General features: G+C 69.3%; 22 protein-coding genes and 1 rRNA gene. 4 read left to right on the top strand and 19 right to left on the bottom strand.

Annotated features, from left to right (window positions below; all coding sequences use genetic code 11):
* Nucleotides 1-18: 18 nt before the first annotated feature.
* The 9 genes from ABZT04_RS13335 to ABZT04_RS13295 form a co-directional block, all read right to left on the bottom strand.
* The gene (locus ABZT04_RS13335; RefSeq protein ID WP_356056247.1) at nt 19-921 is read right to left on the bottom strand and encodes an SAM-dependent methyltransferase; all 903 of its coding nucleotides are present in this window, start codon (nt 919-921) and stop codon (nt 19-21) included.
* A 189-nt stretch (nt 922-1110) separates the two neighbouring features.
* Entirely contained in the window at nt 1111-1476 is a 366-nt protein-coding gene (locus tag ABZT04_RS13330) for a DUF805 domain-containing protein (protein WP_356056245.1), read from the bottom strand.
* 243 nt (nt 1477-1719) lie between these two features.
* Nucleotides 1720-2085: a DUF805 domain-containing protein gene (locus ABZT04_RS13325; protein WP_356056243.1), complete on the bottom strand. Its 366-nt coding sequence runs from the start codon at nt 2083-2085 to the stop codon at nt 1720-1722.
* Between the two features lie 27 nt (nt 2086-2112).
* Entirely contained in the window at nt 2113-3108 is a 996-nt protein-coding gene (hemB, locus tag ABZT04_RS13320; RefSeq protein WP_355923351.1) for a porphobilinogen synthase, read from the bottom strand.
* A 116-nt stretch (nt 3109-3224) separates the two neighbouring features.
* On the bottom strand, nt 3225-4931 hold the full coding sequence (locus ABZT04_RS13315) for a uroporphyrinogen-III synthase (RefSeq protein WP_356056241.1): 1707 nt from the start codon (nt 4929-4931) through the stop codon (nt 3225-3227).
* Entirely contained in the window at nt 4928-5884 is a 957-nt protein-coding gene (gene hemC / locus ABZT04_RS13310) for a hydroxymethylbilane synthase (RefSeq protein ID WP_356056240.1), read from the bottom strand. The genes ABZT04_RS13315 and hemC overlap by 4 nt, the downstream gene beginning before the upstream one ends.
* Entirely contained in the window at nt 5881-7593 is a 1713-nt protein-coding gene (locus tag ABZT04_RS13305; RefSeq protein ID WP_356056239.1) for a glutamyl-tRNA reductase, read from the bottom strand. The genes hemC and ABZT04_RS13305 overlap by 4 nt, the downstream gene beginning before the upstream one ends.
* Complete coding sequence (locus ABZT04_RS13300) at nt 7590-8354, bottom strand: redox-sensing transcriptional repressor Rex (RefSeq protein WP_356056237.1); 765 nt, start codon at nt 8352-8354, stop codon at nt 7590-7592. The genes ABZT04_RS13305 and ABZT04_RS13300 overlap by 4 nt, the downstream gene beginning before the upstream one ends.
* 247 nt (nt 8355-8601) lie before the next feature.
* Nucleotides 8602-8841, bottom strand: coding sequence for a glutaredoxin family protein (locus ABZT04_RS13295; RefSeq protein WP_356056236.1), 240 nt, complete (start codon nt 8839-8841; stop codon nt 8602-8604).
* A gap of 114 nt (nt 8842-8955) precedes the next feature.
* On the opposite strand from ABZT04_RS13295, the gene ABZT04_RS13290 reads away from it, so the two are divergent.
* From ABZT04_RS13290 to ABZT04_RS13280, 3 genes are all read left to right on the top strand, one after another.
* The gene (locus ABZT04_RS13290; protein WP_356056234.1) at nt 8956-9894 is read left to right on the top strand and encodes an HAD-IB family hydrolase; all 939 of its coding nucleotides are present in this window, start codon (nt 8956-8958) and stop codon (nt 9892-9894) included.
* Between the two features lie 315 nt (nt 9895-10209).
* The gene (locus tag ABZT04_RS13285) at nt 10210-10983 is read left to right on the top strand and encodes an ECF subfamily RNA polymerase sigma factor, BldN family (RefSeq protein WP_356056232.1); all 774 of its coding nucleotides are present in this window, start codon (nt 10210-10212) and stop codon (nt 10981-10983) included.
* Nucleotides 10984-11216: 233 nt separating this feature from the next.
* A complete protein-coding gene (locus tag ABZT04_RS13280) occupies nt 11217-12437 on the top strand; it encodes a DUF5667 domain-containing protein (protein WP_356056230.1) in 1221 nt (406 codons plus the stop codon).
* A 93-nt stretch (nt 12438-12530) separates the two neighbouring features.
* On the opposite strand, the gene ABZT04_RS13275 is transcribed toward ABZT04_RS13280, so the two are convergent.
* The 5 genes from ABZT04_RS13275 to ABZT04_RS13255 form a co-directional block, all read right to left on the bottom strand.
* A complete protein-coding gene (locus tag ABZT04_RS13275; protein WP_356056228.1) occupies nt 12531-13613 on the bottom strand; it encodes a lysophospholipid acyltransferase family protein in 1083 nt (360 codons plus the stop codon).
* Nucleotides 13614-13627: 14 nt separating this feature from the next.
* Nucleotides 13628-14689, bottom strand: a complete 1062-nt coding sequence (locus tag ABZT04_RS13270) for an NAD-dependent epimerase/dehydratase family protein (protein WP_356056226.1) — start codon at nt 14687-14689, stop codon at nt 13628-13630.
* 174 nt (nt 14690-14863) lie between these two features.
* The gene (locus ABZT04_RS13265) at nt 14864-14962 is read right to left on the bottom strand and encodes an AURKAIP1/COX24 domain-containing protein (RefSeq protein WP_003948845.1); all 99 of its coding nucleotides are present in this window, start codon (nt 14960-14962) and stop codon (nt 14864-14866) included.
* A 111-nt stretch (nt 14963-15073) separates the two neighbouring features.
* Nucleotides 15074-15283 (bottom strand): helix-turn-helix domain-containing protein, encoded by a 210-nt coding sequence (locus ABZT04_RS13260; protein WP_093781815.1) that lies wholly within the window; start codon nt 15281-15283, stop codon nt 15074-15076.
* A 129-nt stretch (nt 15284-15412) separates the two neighbouring features.
* On the bottom strand, nt 15413-16228 hold the full coding sequence (locus tag ABZT04_RS13255; protein ID WP_356056224.1) for a phosphatase: 816 nt from the start codon (nt 16226-16228) through the stop codon (nt 15413-15415).
* Nucleotides 16229-16424: 196 nt separating this feature from the next.
* On the opposite strand from ABZT04_RS13255, the gene ABZT04_RS13250 reads away from it, so the two are divergent.
* A complete protein-coding gene (locus tag ABZT04_RS13250; protein ID WP_356056222.1) occupies nt 16425-16874 on the top strand; it encodes a spore-associated protein A in 450 nt (149 codons plus the stop codon).
* A gap of 85 nt (nt 16875-16959) precedes the next feature.
* Here the strand turns inward: ABZT04_RS13250 and ABZT04_RS13245 are convergent, their stop codons facing one another.
* The 5 genes from ABZT04_RS13245 to rrf all read right to left on the bottom strand — a co-directional run bounded on the left by ABZT04_RS13245 (nt 16960) and on the right by rrf (nt 20948).
* Nucleotides 16960-18132, bottom strand: a complete 1173-nt coding sequence (locus ABZT04_RS13245) for an acetoin utilization protein AcuC (RefSeq protein ID WP_356056220.1) — start codon at nt 18130-18132, stop codon at nt 16960-16962.
* A complete protein-coding gene (locus ABZT04_RS13240) occupies nt 18083-19294 on the bottom strand; it encodes an MFS transporter (RefSeq protein ID WP_356056218.1) in 1212 nt (403 codons plus the stop codon). Before ABZT04_RS13240 ends, ABZT04_RS13245 begins: the two co-directional genes overlap by 50 nt.
* Nucleotides 19295-19361: 67 nt before the next feature.
* Nucleotides 19362-20057 carry a VC0807 family protein gene (locus tag ABZT04_RS13235; RefSeq protein WP_356056215.1) on the bottom strand — a complete coding sequence of 232 codons (696 nt, stop codon included), beginning with the start codon at nt 20055-20057 and terminating at the stop codon, nt 19362-19364.
* Between the two features lie 69 nt (nt 20058-20126).
* Nucleotides 20127-20771, bottom strand: a complete 645-nt coding sequence (locus ABZT04_RS13230) for an HAD family hydrolase (RefSeq protein ID WP_356056213.1) — start codon at nt 20769-20771, stop codon at nt 20127-20129.
* A 60-nt stretch (nt 20772-20831) separates the two neighbouring features.
* Nucleotides 20832-20948: ribosomal RNA gene (gene rrf / locus ABZT04_RS13225) — 5S ribosomal RNA — on the bottom strand.
* Nucleotides 20949-21108 lie beyond the last annotated feature (160 nt).

Genomic DNA, 21108 nt, shown 5'->3' with positions numbered 1-21108 from the left:
GGTCCCGCCCCCGGCCGGTCAGGCCTTGCGGCCCGTCGCCCCGTACACGTTGATGTCGTCGTCCGTCACATCGTTGATGTCCCGGTAGGTGATCTTCTCGATGTCGTCGAGGCTGTCGAAGTACGCCTGCTCCACCGTCGGCGGGGCGGGCGCCGGGCCGGGGTGCCACCGGTGGGCGGGGACCACACCGGGCTCGTCCAGGGTGATGCCCGGCGTCTCGGTGAAGAACCGCTCGACCTCGTCCTTCGTACGGAACACGAAGGTGAACCCCCGCTCCGTGTACGTCCGTTGCACCGCACGGGTCGGGATCGGGTGGAGCTCGTCCGTGAGGTGGCTGAGCACCAGGTGGCTGCCGGAGGGCAGCACGTCCACCAGGTCGCGCACCAGCGGGTACGCCTCCTCGTCCTCCACGAAGTGCAGGATCGCCACCAGCATCAGGGCGATCGGCTCGTTGAAGTCGAGGGTCTTGGCGGCCTGTTCGAGGATGTCGGCCGGCCGGCGCAGGTCCGCGTCGATGTAGTCGGTGCGGCCCTCGGGGCTGCTGGTGAGCAGGGCGCGGGCGTGCGCCAGCACCACCGGGTCGTTGTCGACGTACACGATCCTCGCCTCGGGGTCGACGCCCTGGGCGATCTGGTGGACGTTCTCCGCGGTGGGCAGTCCGGTGCCGATGTCGAGGAACTGGCGGACCCCGTGCTCCTGCGACAGCCGGGTCACCGCGCGGCGCATGAAGTCCCGGTTGTGCCGTACGTCGAGGTAGCCGCGCGGGTTGGCGGCGAGCGCGGCGGCGGCTGCCTCACGGTCGACGGGGTAGTTGTCCTTGCCGCCGAGGAAGACGTCGTAGACGCGGGCCGAGTGGGCCTTGGTGGTGTCGATCCTCCTTCTCAGCTCGGCGGGATCCTGGCTGAGGGCGTCACCGGACATGGGCGTCTCCCGGAAGAGTGGGTCATTCGAAGGACAACAAGAGCAGTGGTCAACAACCTAACTCCCACCGGGACTTGATGGTGCCCAACGACGAAGGCCCGTCAGGGCGTGAGCCCCTCGTCGTCCATGACGACGGGGGCCACACCCTGACGGGCCTCGTGGTGACGTGCGACCAGATGTGACGTGCGATCAGACGTGCGCGGGAGCCCCGCCGACGGCCTTCGGGTTCGGGCCGTACTGGTTGTCGCCGGGCTGGCTGTCCGTGCAGGTGAAGACCAGCATGATGATGGGGCCGGCGATCGGGATGAGGCTGATGAAGAACCAGCCGCCCGAGCGGCCCGTGTCGTGCAGTCGGCGGACGGTGACGCCCAGGCCGGGAAGCAGGATCGCGAGGTAGAAGATGCCCACGAGGGCCGGGAACTTGATCGCGATACCGATGCCGAGCAGCACGGCCGCGATGATCGCCGCGAACAGGCCGAACATCCAGTACTCCTTGCGGCGCGCCCGCCCGCTGAATACCGCGTACTTCTTCAGCGCCTCGATGAACCAGCTCATGGTGTCCCCCAGGGATCGACGTCCAGACCGTCCGGAATGGATCAGGCCAGGCGCAGAAGGTATGAACACTGATGCGGACGCGTCAAATCCGTATAAGCACGCCCCGGAAGGGGGCCTTCCGGGGCACAACACCCCATCACCACCAGCGATTTCGAGCCAGCGCCCCGCCACACCCCGAACCGAGATCGCCCCGTCTCCGGAACGATCTCGAAGCGTTGCCGACCGGTCGGCGGTCACCGGTGCTCAGAGGTGCGCGGGGATCACCTTCGGGCACGAGCCGAACCGGTTCTCGCCCGGCTCGCTCTCCGTGCACAGGAAGACCAGCATGACGACGGTGCCGACGAACGGCACGAAGCCGATGAGGAACCACCAGCCCGACCGGTCCGTGTCATGCAGCCGCCGGACGGTGACGGCCACGGCGGGCAGCAGGCTCCCCACAGTGACGAGGAACGCGGCGACGACGAGGGCCGGGGACCTGGTCGAGATCCCGAGGCCGGCCAGCACGACGTAGACGCCGTAGACGACCGGCACGAATGTCCAGTACTCCTGGCGCCGCGCGCGCCCGCTGAACACCGCGTACTTGCGCAGCGGTTCGACAAACCAGTCCACCCCGAGTCCCCCCACCCCGCCCCTGTCTCAGTCGCGCAGCTTCTGCGCGGCCTCCACGGCCCAGTACGTCAGGATGTTCCGCGCTCCGGCCCGCTTGATCCCGGTCAGTGTCTCGAAGATCGCGCGGTCCCGGTCCACCCAGCCCTTCTCGGCGGCGGCCTCGACCATCGAGTACTCGCCGGAGATCTGGTAGGCGGCGACGGGCACGTCCACGGCGTCGGCGACCTTGGCCAGGATGTCCAGATAGGGTCCGGCCGGCTTCACCATCACCATGTCGGCGCCCTCCTCCAGGTCGAGCGCCAACTCCCGCAGGGACTCACGCCAGTTGGCCGGGTCCTGCTGGTAGGTCTTGCGGTCCCCCTTGAGCGAGGAACCGACGGCCTCGCGGAACGGCCCGAAGAACGCGGACGAATACTTGACGGTGTACGCGAGGATCGACACGTCCTCCCGCCCGATCTGGTCGAGCGCGTCCCGGACGACCCCGATCTGCCCGTCCATCATCCCGCTCGGCCCGACGACATGGGCCCCCGCGTCGGCCTGCACCTGAGCCATCTCGGCGTACCGCTCCAGCGTGGCGTCGTTGTCGACGCGCCCCTGCTCGTCCAGTACACCGCAGTGGCCGTGGTCGGTGGTCTCGTCGAGGCACAGGTCGGACATGACGAGCAGCTCGTCCCCGACCTCGGCCCGCACATCCCGCAACGCGACCTGGAGAATCCCGTCCGGGTCGGTCCCCGGCGTGCCGAGCGCGTCCTTCTTGCTCTCCTCCGGCACCCCGAACAGCATGATCCCGGAGATCCCCGCCGCCACCGCCTCGGCGGCCGCCTTCTTCAGACTGTCCCGCGTGTGCTGTACGACCCCGGGCATCGCCGAGATCGGCACCGGCTCGGAGATTCCCTCACGCACGAACGCCGGAAGGATGAAGTCGGCGGGATGCAACCGGGTCTCGGCGACCATGCGGCGCATGACGGGGGTGGTCCGCAGCCGCCGGGGGCGCGAGCCGGGAAAGGATCCGTACGTCGTCATGACTTCTACGCTACGCCCGCCTCAGGGGCACCTTTGCCGACGGTGAGTCGGTGCACATATCGCACAGTTTTCGGGGGTGTGGGGGCGCGGCCCCCGCACCCCCACTCACCTCTGCCTCAGGTCGTACGCCGCCGCCGCGCACCCGGCCGGCGCTCACTGGGCCGGGTGACGGGATCCCCCGCCTCCTGCGCCGCGGCGCGCCGCCGCAACCCGAAGTTCGCCAACGCCTCGGCCAACTTGTGCACGGACGGCTCCGGAGCCATCACATCCACCCGCAGCCCGTGCTCCTCGGCCGTCTTCGCCGTAGCGGGACCGATGCACGCGATCACGGTCACGTTGTGCGGCTTCCCGGCGATACCCACCAGGTTCCGCACCGTGGACGACGAGGTGAAGAGAACGGCGTCGAAGCCACCCCCCTTGATCGCCTCCCGGGTGTCGGCCGGCGGCGGCGAGGCCCGCACGGTCCGGTAGGCCGTCACGTCGTCGACCTCCCAGCCCAGCTCGATCAGCCCGGCGACAAGGGTCTCGGTCGCGATGTCGGCACGCGGCAGGAACACCCGGTCGATCGGGTCGAAGACCGGATCGTACGGCGGCCAGTCCTCCAGCAGACCGGCGGCGGACTGCTCCCCGCTCGGCACCAGATCCGGCTTCACACCGAAGGCGATCAGCGCGTTGGCGGTCTGCTCGCCGACGGCGGCGACCTTGATGCCCGCGAAGGCACGCGCGTCGAGCCCGTACTCCTCGAACTTCTCGCGTACGGCCTTGACCGCGTTGACCGACGTGAAGGCGATCCACTCGTAGCGGCCCGTGACGAGCCCCTTGACCGCGCGCTCCATCTGCTGGGGCGTGCGCGGAGGTTCGACGGCGATGGTCGGCACCTCGTGCGGTACGGCGCCGTAGGACCGCAGTTGGTCGGAGAGCGAGGCCGCCTGCTCCTTCGTGCGCGGGACGAGGACCCTCCAGCCGAACAGCGGCTTGGACTCGAACCACGACAACTGGTCGCGCTGGGCGGCGGCGGAACGCTCACCGACCACGGCTATCACCGGCCGGCCACCCTCCGGGGACGGCAGCACCTTCGCCTGCTTCAGCGTCTGCGCGATGGTGCCGAGCGTCGCGGACCAGGTGCGCTGGCGCGTGGTCGTGCCGGCCACCGTGACCGCCATCGGCGTATCGGGCTTGCGGCCGGCGGCCACCAGCTCACCGGCCGCCGCGGCGACCGAGTCCAGCGAGGTGGACACGACGACCGTGCCGTCGGACGCGCCGACCTCGGTCCAGCAGCGGTCCGAGGCGGTACGGGCGTCCACGAACCGGACGTCCGCACCCTGCGCGTCCCGCAGCGGGACACCGGCGTACGCGGGCACGCCGACGGCCGCCGCGACACCGGGGACGACCTCGAAGGGCACACCGGCGCGGGCGCAGGCGAGCATTTCCTCGGCGGCGTACGTATCTAGTCCCGGGTCCCCGGACACCGCACGTACGACCCGCCTGCCGCCCCGCGCGGCCTCCATGACAAGATGTGCCGCATCCCGTACAGCGGGTAGGCCAACGGTTGTTGACACACCGTCAACAACCGTTAGTTGAGGCGTGCCTGTGCCCGGGAACGCGTCCGACGAAGGACCCGGATCCGGATGCACGACGGCCACGCCCGATCGGGCGTGCGCACGTACGACGTCGAGCACCTCGTGCTCGGCGACGAGGACGTCCGCGTTCGCCAGCGCCTCCACGGCGCGCAGTGTGAGCAGTCCCGGATCTCCGGGTCCGGCACCCAGGAAGGTGACGTGCCCGTGTTCCGGACCAGCGGCGGGAAGAGTGGTGGGGCTCACTTGGCTTGCTCCCCCATGAGACCGGCCGCGCCCTGGGCAAGCATCTCGGCGGCGAGTTCGCGACCGAGCGCCAGTGCTTGGTCATGCGTCTCGGGCACGGGACCGGTGGTGGACGTCTGCACCGTACGCGATCCGTCGGTCGTGCCGACTATCCCGCGCAGACGCATTTCCTTGACAATCTGCCCGTCGGCCAGCAAGTCGGCCAGCGCGCCCACAGGGGCGGAGCAGCCGGCTTCCAGGGCGGCGAGCAGGGACCGTTCGGCGGTCACGGCGACCCGTGTGAAGGGGTCGTCGAGCTCACCGAGCGCGGCGATCAGGTCCGCGTGGTCCGCGGCACACTCGATCGCCAGGGCCCCCTGGCCGGGGGCGGGCAAAACCGTGTCGACCGACAGGAAGTCGGTCACCTCGTCGATCCGGCCGATCCGGCTCAGCCCGGCGGCGGCGAGGACGACGGCGTCCAGCTCACCGTCCCGCACGAAGCCGATCCGGGTGTCGACGTTCCCGCGGATCGGGACCGTCTCGATGTCGAGGCCGTGGCCGCGCGCGTACGCGTTCAACTGGGCCGTGCGGCGCGGGGAGCCCGTACCGATGCGCGCCCCGCGGGGCAGGTCGGTGAACTTCCGCGCGTCCCTCGCGACGAGTACGTCCCGCGGGTCCTCGCGCTCCGGGATGGCGGCGAGCACCAGCTCGTCGGGCTGCGTGGTCGGCAGGTCCTTCAGCGAATGAACCGCGAAGTCGACCTCACCGCCGAGCAGCGCCTCACGCAGCGCGGTCACGAAGACCCCGGTGCCGCCGATCTGCGCGAGGTGTTCGCGGGAGGTGTCGCCGTAGGTGGTGATCTCGACGAGCTCGACGGGCCGTCCGGTCACCTGGCTCACGGCATCCGCCACCAACCCGGACTGGGCCAGGGCGAGTCTGCTTCGCCTGGTCCCGAGCCTCAGTGTGCTACTCATGCTGGCCCTCGGTTCTTGCTGTTCTCGTTCTCAGAGTCTTGTTGGGCCCTGGAGACGGAGGCCACCGTCTCCTGGTCGAGGTCGAACAGGGTGCGCAGCGCGTCCGCGTACCCGGCGCCGCCGGGTTCGGCCGCGAGCTGCTTGACCCGTACGGTCGGGGCGTGCAGCAGCTTGTCGACGACGCGCCGCACGGTCTGCGTGATCTCGGCGCGGTGCTTGTCGTCGAGGCCGGGCAGCCGTCCGTCGAGCCGGGCGATCTCACCCGCGACGACATCGGCGGCCATGGCGCGCAGGGCGACCACGGTCGGCGTGATGTGCGCGGCCCGCTGGGCTGCCCCGAAGGCCGCGACCTCGTCGGAGACGATACGCCGGACCGCGTCCACGTCGGCCGCCATCGGAGCGTCCGCGGAAGCCTCGGCGAGCGACTCGATGTCCACGAGCCGCACCCCGGCCAGCCGGTGCACGGCGGCGTCCACGTCCCGCGGCATCGCGAGGTCGAGGAGCGACAGCGCGGGCGCCGGGCGCGGGATCCGCGCGACGGGCTCGGGCCTGCGCCGCTCGGGGATCCGGCCCACGGTCACGGCCATGGCGGCGAGCGCGGCGATGAGCTCCGCCTCGGCCTCGGGCGTACGGCGGCTGGTCTCGCGCCGGTCGACGGTGGCCCCGGCGACCCAGGCCGCGTGCTGCTCCAGCGTCGCCGCGTCCATGCCGGCCACGGCGGCCTCCCCCATCACGGAGAAGCCGGTCGCGCCCTGCACCGCCGAGAGGTCCAGCGGACAGCCGTCCTCGGTCCCGACGGAGGTCGGCGGAAGCTCTTCGCGTACGTCGTCCGGCGCGGCCGTGCGATCGGCCGCCGCGTCCTGCGGCACCCGGCCCTCGACGGCCTGCGCGACCGCCTCGGCCGTCAGGACCAGGCCCGTGGCGCCCGTGCAGGACACGGCGACATCGGCACGTGTCAGCTCGAACGGCACCGACTCCATCGGTACCGCGCGGGCGGACACGTCCGTCTCGGGGCCCTCGGTGATGATCTGGGCGAGGCGCTCGGCGCGGTCGGACGTGCGGTTGGCGACGACGATCTCGGCGACCCCGGCACGGGCGAGGGTCGCGGCGGCCAGCGACGACATGGAGCCGGCGCCGATGACCAGGGCGCGTTTCCCCTTCACCCAGGCCTCCACCGGCGTACCGGAGGAGAGCTGCTGAAGGCCGAAGGTGACCAGGGACTGGCCGGCGCGGTCGATGCCGGTCTCGGAGTGGGCGCGCTTGCCGACTCTGAGGGCCTGCTGGAACAGGTCGTTCAACAGCCGCCCGGCGGAGTGCAGTTCCTGCGCCTTGGCCAGCGAGTCCTTGATCTGGCCGAGGATCTGGCCCTCGCCGACGACCATCGAGTCGAGGCCGCAGGCCACCGCGAAGAGGTGGTGGACGGCCCGGTCCTCGTAGTGCACGTAGAGATAAGGGGTGAGTTCCTCCAGGCCGACCCCGCTGTGCTGGGCCAGCAGCGTGGACAGCTCGGCGACGCCCGCGTGGAACTTGTCCACGTCGGCGTAGAGCTCGACGCGGTTGCAGGTGGCGAGGACGGCGGCCTCGGTGGCCGGTTCGGCGGCGACCGTGTCCTGGAGGAGCTTGATCTGCGCGTCCGCGTTCAGCGTGGCCCGCTCCAGGAGACTGACCGGGGCGCTGCGGTGGCTCAGCCCGACGACGAGGAGACTCATGCCGGCATCACGGCGGGGACGTCCCCGTCCGGTCCCTGCTCGGCGGAGTCGCCGCGGCGGGCGGCGGCCGGGTGCCCGTCCTCGTTGGCGGCGGCCTCCTCGCCGGCCTTGCGCTGCTCGTGGAAGGCGAGGATCTGCAGCTCGATGGAGAGGTCGACCTTGCGGACGTCGACGCCGTCCGGGACGGTCAGCACGGTCGGCGCGAAGTTCAGGATGGAGGTGACCCCGGCGGCCACCAGCCGGTCGCAGACGGGCTGGGCGGCACCGGCGGGGGTGGCGATGACGCCGATGGAGACGCCGTTGTCGCTGATGATCTTTTCCAGCTCGTCCGAGTGCTGCACCGGGATGCCCGCGACGGGCTTGCCGGCCATCGCCGGGTCGGCGTCGATGAGGGCGGCGACCCGGAAGCCCCGGGAGGCGAACCCGCCGTAGTTGGCGAGGGCGGCGCCGAGGTTTCCGATACCGACGATCACGACCGGCCAGTCCTGGGTCAGGCCCAGTTCGCGGGAGATCTGGTAGACGAGGTACTCGACGTCGTAGCCCACACCGCGGGTGCCGTAGGAGCCGAGATAGGAGAAGTCCTTGCGCAGCTTCGCGGAGTTGACCCCCGCGGCGGCCGCGAGCTCCTCGGAGGAGACCGTGGGTACCGAGCGCTCCGAGAGTCCGGTCAGCGCGCGGAGGTACAGCGGGAGACGGGCGACGGTGGCCTCGGGAATCCCTCGGCTACGGGTCGCCGGTCGGTGAGTTCGGCCAGTTGCCACGGTGCTCCTGCGGGTAGAGCGGGGCTGTAGGCGGTCACACGTACCAAGACCGCCCCGTCGAAAGCAGGCTATGTCTTTGTGAACGCGTGCACAAAGATGGTGTCCGTTTTGCCCGGCCAACGTGACCGGGGTCACGCACACGCGTCCCAGGCGCATTCCAGGGGGCAAAACCGCCACACTCCTCGTAATTCCCGCCCCCGAGACCAAACCGCCGTCGATCCTAAGCGACGTTCGGGTGCGCGTTGAACTACTTGGTCAGTTCCCGGCGCAGCCGCCCCTCGTCCACCCGCCAGAAGGTGTGCTGTTTCCCATCCACGAGGACGACCGGAATCTGCTCCCAGTACTCGTCGTGGAGCCGCTGGTCCTCGGTGATGTCCTTCTGTTCCCAGGAGACACCGAGGTCGGCGCACACCTTCTCCACGACGAGCTGCGCGTCCTCGCACAGATGACAGCCGGGCTTCCCGATGAGGGTCACGAGATGACTCATGCACACCATTCTCACGCCGTCCGAGGACTTCTTTAACGGTCAGGTCGCGGAGAGTTCACAGCGTCCGTACCTGGCGGCTCCGGAACCACCGAACAGAATGGCTATGCTCACGACATGGCCGCTCTCGGATGGCTCACTCCCCGTAGGCGCTCCGCCACGGCGCGGAGCGTGTTGGCAGGCGAGGCCTCTGCGGAGGCAGCGCGCAAGTCGTCGCAGGATGTCCAGGACATACAGGACGCCCGCACGGAAGAGGCTCAGGAGCCCGAGTTCCCCGTCCTCGGCGACGACAGAGCGGCCGCCTTCTTCGACCTCGACAACACCGTCATGCAGGGCGCGTCGATCTTCCACTTCGGCCGTGGCCTGTACAAGCGGAAGTTCTTCGAAACCCGCGACCTCGCCAGGTTCGCCTGGCAGCAGGCCTGGTTCAGGCTCGCCGGCTCCGAGGACCCCGAGCACATGCAGGACGCGCGCGACTCCGCGCTGTCCATCGTCAAGGGTCACCGCGTCGCCGAACTCCAGTCGATCGGCGAGGAGATCTACGACGAGTACATGGCCGAGCGCATCTGGCCGGGCACCCGCGCCCTCGCCGAGGCGCACCTGGCCGCGGGTCAGAAGGTGTGGCTCGTCACGGCGGCCCCGGTGGAGATCGCCAATGTGATCGCCCGCCGCCTCGGCCTCACCGGCGCGCTCGGCACGGTCGCCGAGTCCGTCGACGGCGTCTACACCGGCAAGTTGGTCGGCGAACCCCTGCACGGCCCCGCGAAGGCGGAGGCGGTACGGGCGTTGGCGGCCGCGGAGGGCCTGGACCTGTCCCGCTGCGCCGCGTACAGCGACTCGCACAACGACATCCCGATGCTGTCGCTGGTCGGGCACCCCTACGCCATCAACCCGGACTCCAAGCTGCGCAAGCACGCGCGGGAGCTGGACTGGCGGCTGCGCGACTACCGCACGGCCCGCAGGGCGGCCAAGGTCGGCATCCCGGCCGCGGCCGGCGTGGGCGCGGTGGCCGGCGGCACGGCCGCGGCGATCGCATTGCACCGCCGACGCCGGTGACGCGGTAAACACAGCCAATCCACGAGTCGTACCCGCGTAACCCGCTGTCCAGTCACGTTGGCTGCACACGGCCACAACACGCCCCGGTCCCTGACTGAATTCGGACTGTTCTGATCAACAACCGGTCACTCTGCGGTACTTGATCGGGCGTCAACCGGTTACAGAAGCGACGTAATCGATGATTTGAGCAACTGGGTGTAGCAGCGCCTGCACGAAGCGTTATTCTCCTCAGACGCAATCCGGTACCCCTCCGTCGCTACGACGGGTGAATGTTCCGGTACTGCACGTGATGGAAGCTCTGCCTCTGGGAGTCCCGTGTACCCACACGTCGGGGTTGACGCCTCGGGCCTGGCTACGCTGCGCGCAACGGTCCAAGACCTGTTGCGCGGCTTCGTCCCCACCGCGTACGCCGTCCCCGCCGCCTTCGCCACCACCGCACCCGTCGGTCCGTGCTATGCACTGGCCGACGGCGGCGCGGCCGTTGGCAGACGAGGGCGCTCGGCCGGCGCCGCCACCGCACGCCGTCCGGCCGCTGACAGCGACAGCGGCCGGATGATGGACCTCGTGGAGCGTGCCCAGGCCGGCGAAGCCGACGCCTTCGGCCGCCTCTACGACCAGTACAGCGACACTGTGTACCGGTACATCTACTACCGAGTGGGAGGCAAAGCCACCGCCGAGGACCTCACCAGCGAGACCTTTCTGCGCGCCCTGCGCCGCATCGGCACGTTCACCTATCAGGGGCGCGACTTCGGCGCCTGGCTGGTGACCATCGCCCGCAACCTCGTGGCGGACCACTTCAAGTCGAGCCGCTTCCGGCTGGAAGTGACCACCGGCGAGATGCTCGACGCCAACGAGGTCGAGCGCTCCCCCGAGGACTCCGTCCTGGAGTCCCTGTCGAACGCCGCCCTCCTCGACGCCGTACGACGGCTCAACCCCCAGCAGCAGGAGTGCGTCACGCTCCGCTTCCTCCAGGGCCTCTCCGTCGCGGAGACCGCCCGGGTGATGGGCAAGAACGAGGGCGCGATCAAGACCCTCCAGTACCGGGCCGTGCGGACTCTCGCCCGGCTTCTCCCGGACGACGCCCGCTGACGGCATACGCTCGGTAGCGCCCAACTCGCGCTCAGTGAAAGTCCGTTGAGTTCGCGGTCGGATCATCCGTCGTCCGTAACCCAAGTGCCGCGCCGCTCGTTGTGCGGGATACAGGCTCCCTGTGGTCACGTCCTGACTCTCTCCGATCACTCGATCGTGTGGATGCGGTCAGGCTGTGCAACCCTCAGGACCCCCTGGGGAGTCGACCGTCATGACGAGAGGAGGTGCCGCCAGTGATCGCGAACGTATCGGCGCACCGGCGGGCGAACGCCTTCGCCCAGGCCCTGGAAGAGGAGCAGTCCGACCGGGGTACGGCGGCCGAGCAGTCCGAAGGACCGGCCCCGGCCCCGGCTGCTGCGGAACAGACCGAGCAGGGCCGCATGCTGGCCTTCGCCACCGGTCTCGGCGAGCTGCCCAAACCCGTGCTGGACCCCGAGGTCAAGGTCGTCCAGCGGGCCCAGTTGGTCGCCGCGTTCGAGGCCCTGCTGCAAGGGGGCGAGGCACCGGAACCTTCGGTACCGGAGCAGCGTTCGCATCGGTCCCGGGGCGCGCACCGGGCCACCGGCCTGGGCAAGCTTCGCCCGCGTACCCGCCTGACCAAGGGCCTCGCGGCCGGCGGACTGAGTGTCGGGGTGGCCGCGGGTGCCTTCGGCGGAGTGGCCGCAGCGAGTTCGGGCGCCCTGCCCGGCGACTCGCTCTACGGCCTGAAGCGCGGCATCGAGGACTTCAAGCTCAACTACCTGTCCGAAGGCGACGACCAGCGCGGTGTGGCCTACCTCGACCAGGCGTCCAACCGCCTGAGCGAGGCACGCCGGCTGATCGAGCGGGACCGCGGCGGCCACCTCGACCACGAGCAGCTCGGCGAGATCCGCCGCACGCTGTCCGGGATGACGCACGACGCGTCCGAGGGCCACCGCCTGCTGCACGAGGCGTACGAGCAGGACCCGAACTCCCTGGGCCCCATCCAGGCCCTCTCCGCGTTCTCCCGCTCGCACCGCGAGGCCTGGGGCGCGCTCCGCGACCGCCTGCCCGTCCAGCTCGGCGACGTAAGCGACCAGGTCTCCTCGGTCTTCGACGCCATAGACGAAGAGGTCGCCCCGCTCCAGTCGCTGCTCCCCCAGCCCCCGGCCAAATCGACCGGCGGCACGGGCAGACACCGCGCCCCCGACACGCCGTCCACCGGCGGCTCCTCCGGCTCCCACCGCTCGACGACCCCGAGCACCGCGGAGGGCTCCGCCGAGAACAGCCACTCCACCACTCCGACCGAGTCCGCCACCACCGGCGACGGCCTCCTCGGCGGCAACACAGGCGGCCTCCTGGACCCCCCGAAGTCCTCCGGCACGGCATCCCCGTCCACCACCAAGCCGACCATCCCCGAACCGGACGTCACCCTCCCGCCCCTGCTCCCGGGCCTTCTGCCGGGCCTGGGCATCGACGGCGAGGACGCCAACTAGGCGACCATCACATGCCTGTGGGGCTACGGGACTTTCCCGTAGCCCCACAGGCACATGTCAGGTTTCTCAGACAACGGTCGCGCGAAGCCGCCGTCAGAAGAACACGGACCGCCGCTGCACCAGCAGTTTGTACAGCGTGTGCTGGATCTGTTCCCTCACCTGGTCCGTGAGGTTGAACATCAGCATCGGGTCCTCGGCCGCCTCCGGCGGGTAGCCGTCCGTGGGGATCGGCTCGCCGAACTGGATCGTCCACTTCGTGGGGAGGGGGATCGCGCCGAGCGGGCCCAGCCACGGGAACGTGGGGGTGATCGGGAAGTACGGGAAGCCCAGGACCCGGGCCAGCGTCTTCGAGTTGCCGATCATCGGGTAGATCTCCTCCGCGCCCACGATCGAGCACGGGATGATCGGGGCGCCCTGCCGCAGGGCCGTCGAGACGAAGCCGCCCCGGCCGAAGCGCTGCAGCTTGTAGCGCTCGCTGAACGGCTTGCCGATGCCCTTGAAGCCCTCCGGCATCACACCGACCAGCTCACCGCGCCCCAGCAGCCGCTCGGCGTCCTCCGCGCAGGCGAGGGTGTGACCGGCCTTGCGGGCCAGCTCGTTGGCGACCGGCAGCATGAACACCAGGTCCGCCGCGAGCAGCCGGAGGTGCCTGCCCGCGGGGTGGTTGTCGTGGACGGCGACCTGCATCATCAGGCCGTCCAGCGGCAGCGTCCCGGAGTGGTTGGCGACGATCAGCGCCCCGCCCTCGGCCGGGATGTTCTCGATGCCCTTGACCTCGACCCGGAAGTACTTCTCGTACAACGGGCGCAGCACCGACATCAGGACCTGGTCGGTCAGCTCCGCGTCGTAGCCGAAGTCGTCGACCTCGTAGTCCCCGGTCAGCCGGCGGCGCAGGAACGACAGGCCGTGGGCGATACGGCGCTCCAGGCCGCCCTGGACACTCTGAGCACCCTGGCCGACCTCGTCGTCCGGTGCCCGCTCCGGCTCTTGTTCCCCGCGCTCCACAAGAACATCATCCTGCGCGAGGTCCAGTCCGGGCAGGGGTTGGACCTCACGGACCAGCGCGGGCTCGCCGTTCTTGCGCCGGCTCCCCGTACTCCGACGCCGCTGCGGCCGCTGCACGGCGTTCGCGCGGGACCGGTCGTCGTCGAACGGAATGACCTTGGCATCCGCCATCGTTGATGCGCTCCTCAGTTGGCGCTCGGCGTCGGGGTGTGGCCACTGCCCGGTCGGGACAGCGCGGCGATCCGGTCGACGGCTCCCGCGACGGCCTCGGGCGGCAGCAGCCCCGGGCCCTGGCCGCGCGCGAAGTCCGCGAAGGTCTCGGCGGTCGTGTACTTCGGCTTGTACCCCAGCGTCTCGCGCATCTGGACCGTCGACACGACCCGGCCGTGAGTGAGCAACCGGATCTGTTCGGGAGAGAAGTCCGTCATCCCCAGCGTCCGCACCAGAGAACCGGCCCAGGTGACCGCGGGCAGCAGCAGCGGCACGGTCGGGCGGCCCAGGCGCCGGGAGCACTGGGAGAGCAACAGGACGCCGTCCCCGGCGATGTTGAAGGTGCCGCTGTTGAGGGTGCCCCGCTCCGGTTCGTGCGAGGCGATCCGCATGACCTCGATCATGTCGTCCTCGTGGACGAACTGCAGCCGCGGGTCGTAGCCGAACACGGTCGGCAGGACCGGCAGCGAGAAGTACGACGCGAGCGGCGAATCCGCCGTAGGACCAAGGATGTTGGCGAACCGCAGCACGCACACCGCGACGTCGGGGCGGCGGCGGGCGAAGCCGCGCACATAGCCCTCGACCTCGACGGTGTCCTTGGCGAAGCCGCCGCTGGGCAGGGACTTCGGCGGGGTCGTCTCGGTGAAGACGGCCGGATCGCGCGGCGCGGACCCATACACATTGGTGCTGGACTTCACCACCAGCCGCTTGACGACCGGCGACTTCTGGCAGGCACCGAGGAGCTGCATGGTGCCGATGACGTTGGTCTCCTTGACCGTGGTCCGGTTGCCGCTGCCCAGCGCGGTGCCCGTCACGTCCATGTGCACGACCGTGTCGGCGCCCGACTCGGCGAGCACGCGCGCGATGGTGGGCTGCCGGATGTCGGCCTGGATGAACTCCGCGCCCCCCAGATGGTGCCCGGGCGGGACCGCGTCCACGGCGATCACCCGGTCGACCTCCGGGTCACGCTGAATCCGTCGTACGAACCGGCCCCCCAACTGACGGGCCACTCCGGTCACGAGCACGACCTTCCCCAAGATCAGCGCCTTCCTTTTGCGTTACCCGTGTGCGGCCAACCTAGCGGGTCGGTGTTGCGCTGTGATGACCGCCTGACGCCCGACATGGCGAGTACCCACATTCGGCACATGACTGTGGCCCCCCACCGAATTCGGTGGGGGGCCACAGGAGACGCTTTCGCCGCGTCGCGTCGTCTACTTCTTGTTACGACGCTGAACGCGCGTGCGCTTCAGCAGCTTGCGGTGCTTCTTCTTAGCCATCCGCTTGCGCCGCTTCTTGATAACAGAGCCCACGACTACCCTCGCTCACTTCTCATCACTCGGTGCTGGGCATCATGGGCCCATACGACCTACAAGGGGCCAGCCTACCCGTCCGAGCGCTGAGGTCGTAATCGAGGGTTCGCCTCAGGCTGTCTCCACCCCCACATAACTCTCGCGAAGGTACTCGTGTACCGCTTGCTCGGGGACGCGGAAGGACCGCCCCACCCGGATAGCGGGCAGATGACCGCTGTGCACCAACCGGTACACGGTCATCTTCGACACTCGCATCACCGAGGCGACCTCCGCCACGGTAAGGAACTGAACCTCGTTCAGAGGCCTCTCGCCAGCAGCCATGACACACCTGAACCTTCCGCACTCGACGGTCACCGGCTTCCCCTTCCGATGACTCTTCGTCGTTGCGTGCTCACTCCCCAATGTAGGGGCGGGTGATGCGAGTGGGGAAGAGGTGCACCCATCGGCGGCCTACTGTGACAGACACGCTCGATTGAGTACGTAGCGGGTAAGCGGGCGGTAGTAATCGGACCGCACAGCGTCATCAAGCGGAACTACCACGGACACCGACCCCTCGGCCTCCCCCACGAAGAGCGCGGGGTCATCCGTATCCGCGAGCCCAATGGCCTCAAACCCCAGTTGACCTGCTCCGCAGACCCATCCGTGGTCTCCGATCACCAGCTCCGGAAGCACCCCGCCGGCCTCCGCCGCCGCAGCCAGCACGGTACGAACCGGGAGCGGTGAGTGCGTGTGTGCGCCGGGCTCACAACCGGGGCGTTCGGGGCCAGGATCGCGGACGAGCGCGACGCCTCGTACGTAGGCAAGGTTGTAGGTGCGTAGACCGAACCGGGTCGTTATGTCGACACAGCGACCATGCGCCGGGGTGAGGACAGTACATCCCGCCGCCGACAGCGCGTCCGCCAAGTCGGCGTAGAACCCGAGCAGCCGATGCGGATGCCCGGTACCGAGGAGCACGGTCCCACTGCGCTGCGCGACCGCCGCCAACCGGTCGGCGAAAGCATCCAGAGCGGTCAGGGTCCGCTCCGGGTCGATCACATCATGCCCGGAAACATGTTCGGGGTCGGCCGAAACTCCACACTTGTCCGCCATCAGACCGATCAAGTCCCGCTGTCCCCATGTCCATTCGGGATCGAGTCCGATCAGCACCCGGGGGTCCCGGGCGGCGAAGGCCCGGTAGCTCCGCAGGCTCTCCTCCCGCGAGGTCGCCACGGGCCCGGCCAGCTTGGCGGCCAGCAGATGGGCGCGGAGCGCGCCGGTGGTCAACACGGGAGCGATGGTGACGGACCCCGGCACCGGGCACGGGGGGAACGCCGGAAACACCGCACCGTTGGCGTAGTCCCGGTGACAGAACAGTGACAAAAACCACCACAACTGCCGTACGGGGTCCCGGGTCTCACCTTGCGTGGACGGAACGACCAACCGTCCCAAGCGAGTTGACGATCACATCAACAGGGGGAACACCATGAAGCTGAACCTGTCCCGCCGCACCACGACCGCCGCGGCCCTGACCGTGCTGGCCCTCGGCGGCACGGTCGCCGCCACCGCGCCGGCCTCGGCGGCCACCACCACCTCCGCCAAGGCGGCGGCCACCGCCACCTACAACGGCGCCTGCGGCACCGGCTACAAGGTCATCGACTCCACTCCGGTCGGCAACGTCGGCAAGGTGTTCCTGACCTGGAACGAGTCGACCGGCAAGAACTGCGCCGTGACCATCCGCAACGCCCCGGGCGCCAAGATCTTCATGGCCGTCGAACTCAACATCAGCGTCAACCACGAGAGCACCCCGGTCGTCGACAGCGGCCAGTACACGTCGTACGCCGGCCCCGTCTACATGCCCGCCCGCGGCGAGTGCGCCGTCTGGTACGGCGTCATCGGCACGGCCAAGGGCGGCGACTCGGGGCACTGCGGCTGAGGCACCCGCGCCGGGGGCGGACCGACCATCCGCTCCCGGCACTTGTCAGCACCGGCCCGCATCGATCAGGACAGCAACCGGTGGCCTACGCCAACAACCCCCGCAGCGGGAACACGGCCCGCCGAGCCGCCACGATCGCCTGATCGAGGCGGTCGGCAGGGTCGTAGCCCGCCTCCCAGGAGGCGTAGGCCACCGGCCACCGCCCATCCGTCATCCGCTGCGGCCCCAACTGCCGCGTCCGCGCGAACACTTCCTGCCGCCACCCCTCCGGGATCATCGCCTCGGGCGGGATCTCCCGCCCCGCGGCGATCGCGACGAGATGCGTCCACGACCGCGGCACCACCTCCACCACGGCATAACCACCCCCACCGAGCGCGACCCATTTCCCGTCCGCGTACTCGTGCGCCAGCTCATGGCACGCCACCTGCACGGCCCGCTGCGCGTCCAGCGACACGGCGAGATGCGCGAGCGGATCCTCGAAGTGCGTATCGGCCCCGTGCTGCGTCACCAGCACCTGCGGCCGGAAGTCCGCGATCAGCTCCGGTACGACGGAGTGGAAGGCCCGCAGCCACCCCGCGTCCCCGGTTCCGGCCGGCAGCGCCACGTTCACCGCGGAGCCCTTCGCACTCGCGGCCCCGGTCTCCTCCGGCCACCCGGTCTGCGGGAACAAGGTCCGCGGATGCTCGTGCAGCGAGATCGTCAGCACCCGGGGATCCTCCCAGAACGCCGCCTGGACCCCGTCCCCGTGATGCACGTCCACATCGACGTACGCGACCCGTTCGGCCCCCAGCTCCAACAGCCGCGCGATGGCCAGCGAGGCGTCGTTGTAGATACAGAACCCGGAAGCCGCCCCCGGCATCGCGTGATGCAGCCCACCCGCGAAGTTCACGGCGTGCAGCGCGTCCCCACGCCACACGGCCTCGGCCGCCCCCACCGACTGCCCGGCAATCAGCGCGGACACCTCGTGCATCCCGGCGAAGGCGGGATCATCCATCGTCCCCAGCCCATACGCCCCGTCCGCCGACTCCGGATCGGCCGAGGCGGCCTTCACCGCCTGGACGTAGTCCTCCCGGTGGACGAGCCGCAGCGTCGAATCACCGGCGGGCTTCGCCGCGACGACATCCACGTCCTTGTCGAGCCCGAAGGCGTCGACGAGTCTCCGGGTCAGGGCGAGCCGGACCGGATCCATCGGATGGTCCGGACCGAAGTCATAGCCCGTTACTGCCTCGTCCCACATCAACTGTGCGCGCCCGCTCATGCCCGTCACCGTATCGGTCCACCTGGGGCGCGAACGAGCGGGCGTACACCAACGTCACCAGCACCAACACCATCGGCACGAGCATCGCCCAGCGATAACTCCACGCGTCGCCCAACGCCCCGACCAACGGCGAACCGATCAGGAACCCGACGTAGTTGAAGACATTCAGCCGCGCGATCGCCGTATCGGAGGCCCCCGGGAACAACCGCCCGGCAGCCGCGAAGGTCTGCGGCACCAGCACACACAACCCGAGCCCCAACAGGGTGAACCCGAGCATCCCGACCCAGGCCCCGGGCGCCACGGCCACCACGGCGAACCCCAGCGCGGCCACCACCGCCCCCAGCCGTACGACAGCCACGGCCCCGAACCGCCGCACCCCGAGGTCCCCGATCCCGCGCCCGAGCAGGCACGTCACCATGTAGACGTTGTACGGAACGGTAGCCACCTGCTCCGAGCTGCCCAGCACGTCCTTCAGATACTTCGCGCTCCAGTTGGAGACCGTCGAGTCCCCGATATAGGCGAAGGTCATCACCAGACACAGCGGCAGCAGCAACTTGAAGACCAGCGGCCCGGCCTCGGCCCCCTCGCCCTCGACGCCCGACCCACTCCCGTCGACGTACCACCGACTCCCCACGAGGGCCGCCGGCAGCAACACCGCCACCACGGGCAGATACGACACCCACAACGCCAGATGCCAGTGCGCCCCCGCCCACGCGAGCGAGGCCCCCATGATCCCGCCCAGGCTGTACGCGGCATGGAAGCTGAGCATGATGCTCCGCCCGTACGTCCGCTGGAGACTCACCCCGAGCATGTTCATCGAGGCGTCCAGCGCACCCACCGCGAGCCCGAACACGCCGAGCGCGACGGCCAGTTCGGCCATGTTGTCCCCGGCCCCGACCCCGAGCAGCGCCAGCAGCACGACGGGCTGGGACCAGCGCAGCAGCACGCTGGGCCGTATTCGCTTCACCAACTGCTCGGTCGTGACACTGCCGACCCCGGCGAGGATCGGTACGGCGGCCAGGAAGACGGGCAGCAGCGCGTCCGATACCCCGTACCGGTCCTGGATCGCCGGGATCCGTGTCACGAGCAGCGCGAAGGTGGCGCCCTGAGCGAAGAAGCTGAACGCCAACGAGGCCCTACCGCGCCGCAGCACATCTGTCATGGCGGCGAGCGTAAGGGCCCCGGCGTACTCGTGGGTAGATCCAGCCAAAGATGAATTCGGTTCACCTTTACCGAGCGGCAACCAGCGAGGGAACAACCGCAGATGAGGGGGCCTCCCCGACCTTGAGCTCCTCGGCGATCATCTCCGTCATCGGCCCGACGGCGACACCACCACTGACCACCGCGGTCACGGCCATCGTGCCGATCATGACGACCGTACCCAGCCAGACCATCGTGTCCACCGGCAGCGTGTACGCGCCGACGACCCGGGCGACACACTCTCCAAGCAGCGCGACACCCCAGACCAGCGAGAAGCGCCGCTCGGCCCGCTGAAAGGCCGCCGACCCGCCCAACAGCCGCTCGAAAGCGGCCTCCCGCTCCGGGTCACCCTTCACCAGGAACGGCTTCATACCGGCGGTCATCATCGGCCGCCCCATCGCCACCGACACCAGGACCCCGATCCCGACGACACTGCTGACCCCGCTGTCCTTGGCGAGCATCAGCCGCGGATCACCGGCGACAAGACTCAGCAGCAGCCCGACGACATTCACGAAGAGGATCAGGGCGGCAAAGGCATTGATCGTCCGCTCGGCGACCACACCCCACACCGTCCGCACCGCCGGCACCACACTGCTCCACCCGAGCGCCGCCACCGTGCTCATCCCGAACCCGCTCTTCAGCAGGTAGTACGACCCGATCGGCACCGCCACGTCGATGAGGAGCGGCGCGAAGTTCTGCTTCTTGGAGCCCGTGTTCGTCGTCATGCACTCAGACTGCCGCCGACGCCCCCACCGCCAGTAGAACCGATCGTCCGGACCTCGGCATGACAAATGTCAGACGAGCAGGTCGGCCAACTCCCGCATGTCACCGAAGAGTTCCGTGGCCCCGGCAAGCCGCTCAGCAGGCGTCATGGCGGTGAACCCATAGACATCCATCCCGGCTGCGACAGCGGCCTCCACCCCCAGCGGACTGTCCTCCACGACCACACACCGCTCCGGTACGACGCCCATCCGCTCGGCCGCGTACAGGAACAGATCCGGCGCCGGCTTACCCCGCCCCACGTCCTGCGAGGAGAAGACCCGCCCCTCCTCGAACCACCGGTCGAGCCCGGTCGTCCGATGCCCCACCCGAATCCGCTCATGACTCCCGGACGAGGCCACGCAGTACGGCACCCCGTCCGCCGCCAACTTCTCCAGCACGTCGACGGCCCCGCCGACCGGCTTCAACTCCCGCTCGAACGCGGCGAACACGCGGGCATGGAAGAGGTCGTCGAAGTCGCCCGGCAACCGTTGCCCGGTCCGCTCCAGGACCAGCTCATGGATCCGGTGCATCGCCGAGCCCATGTAGTCACGGATGGAGTCCTCGTACGTGGTCGGATGCCCCAGTTCGGTGAGATAGCCGGCGAGGATCCTGTTGGAGATCGGCTCACTGTCGACGAGAACACCGTCGTTGTCGAAGATCACGAGGTCATAGCGCATGGGAACGAGCCTAAACGCAAAAAACCCCGTGCCATATGGCACGGGGTTTTCGCAATATTTGTTCGGCGGCGTCCTACTCTCCCACAGGGTCCCCCCTGCAGTACCATCGGCGCTGTAAGGCTTAGCTTCCGGGTTCGGAATGTAACCGGGCGTTTCCCTCACGCTATGACCACCGAAACACTATGAAACAGACAACCGGAGCCGTGGCAAAAGCTACGACGGTTGTTCGTGGTTTCAGAACCAACACAGTGGACGCGAGCAACTGAGGACAAGCCCTCGGCCTATTAGTACCGGTCACCTCCACCCCTTACGGGGCTTCCAGATCCGGCCTATCAAC

This window comes from Streptomyces sp. NPDC005492 (assembly GCF_040605995.1).
Lineage (GTDB): Bacteria > Actinomycetota > Actinomycetes > Streptomycetales > Streptomycetaceae > Streptomyces.
Note: the sequence above shows the minus strand (reverse complement) of the source record. Positions and strands in the feature narration are given on the sequence as shown.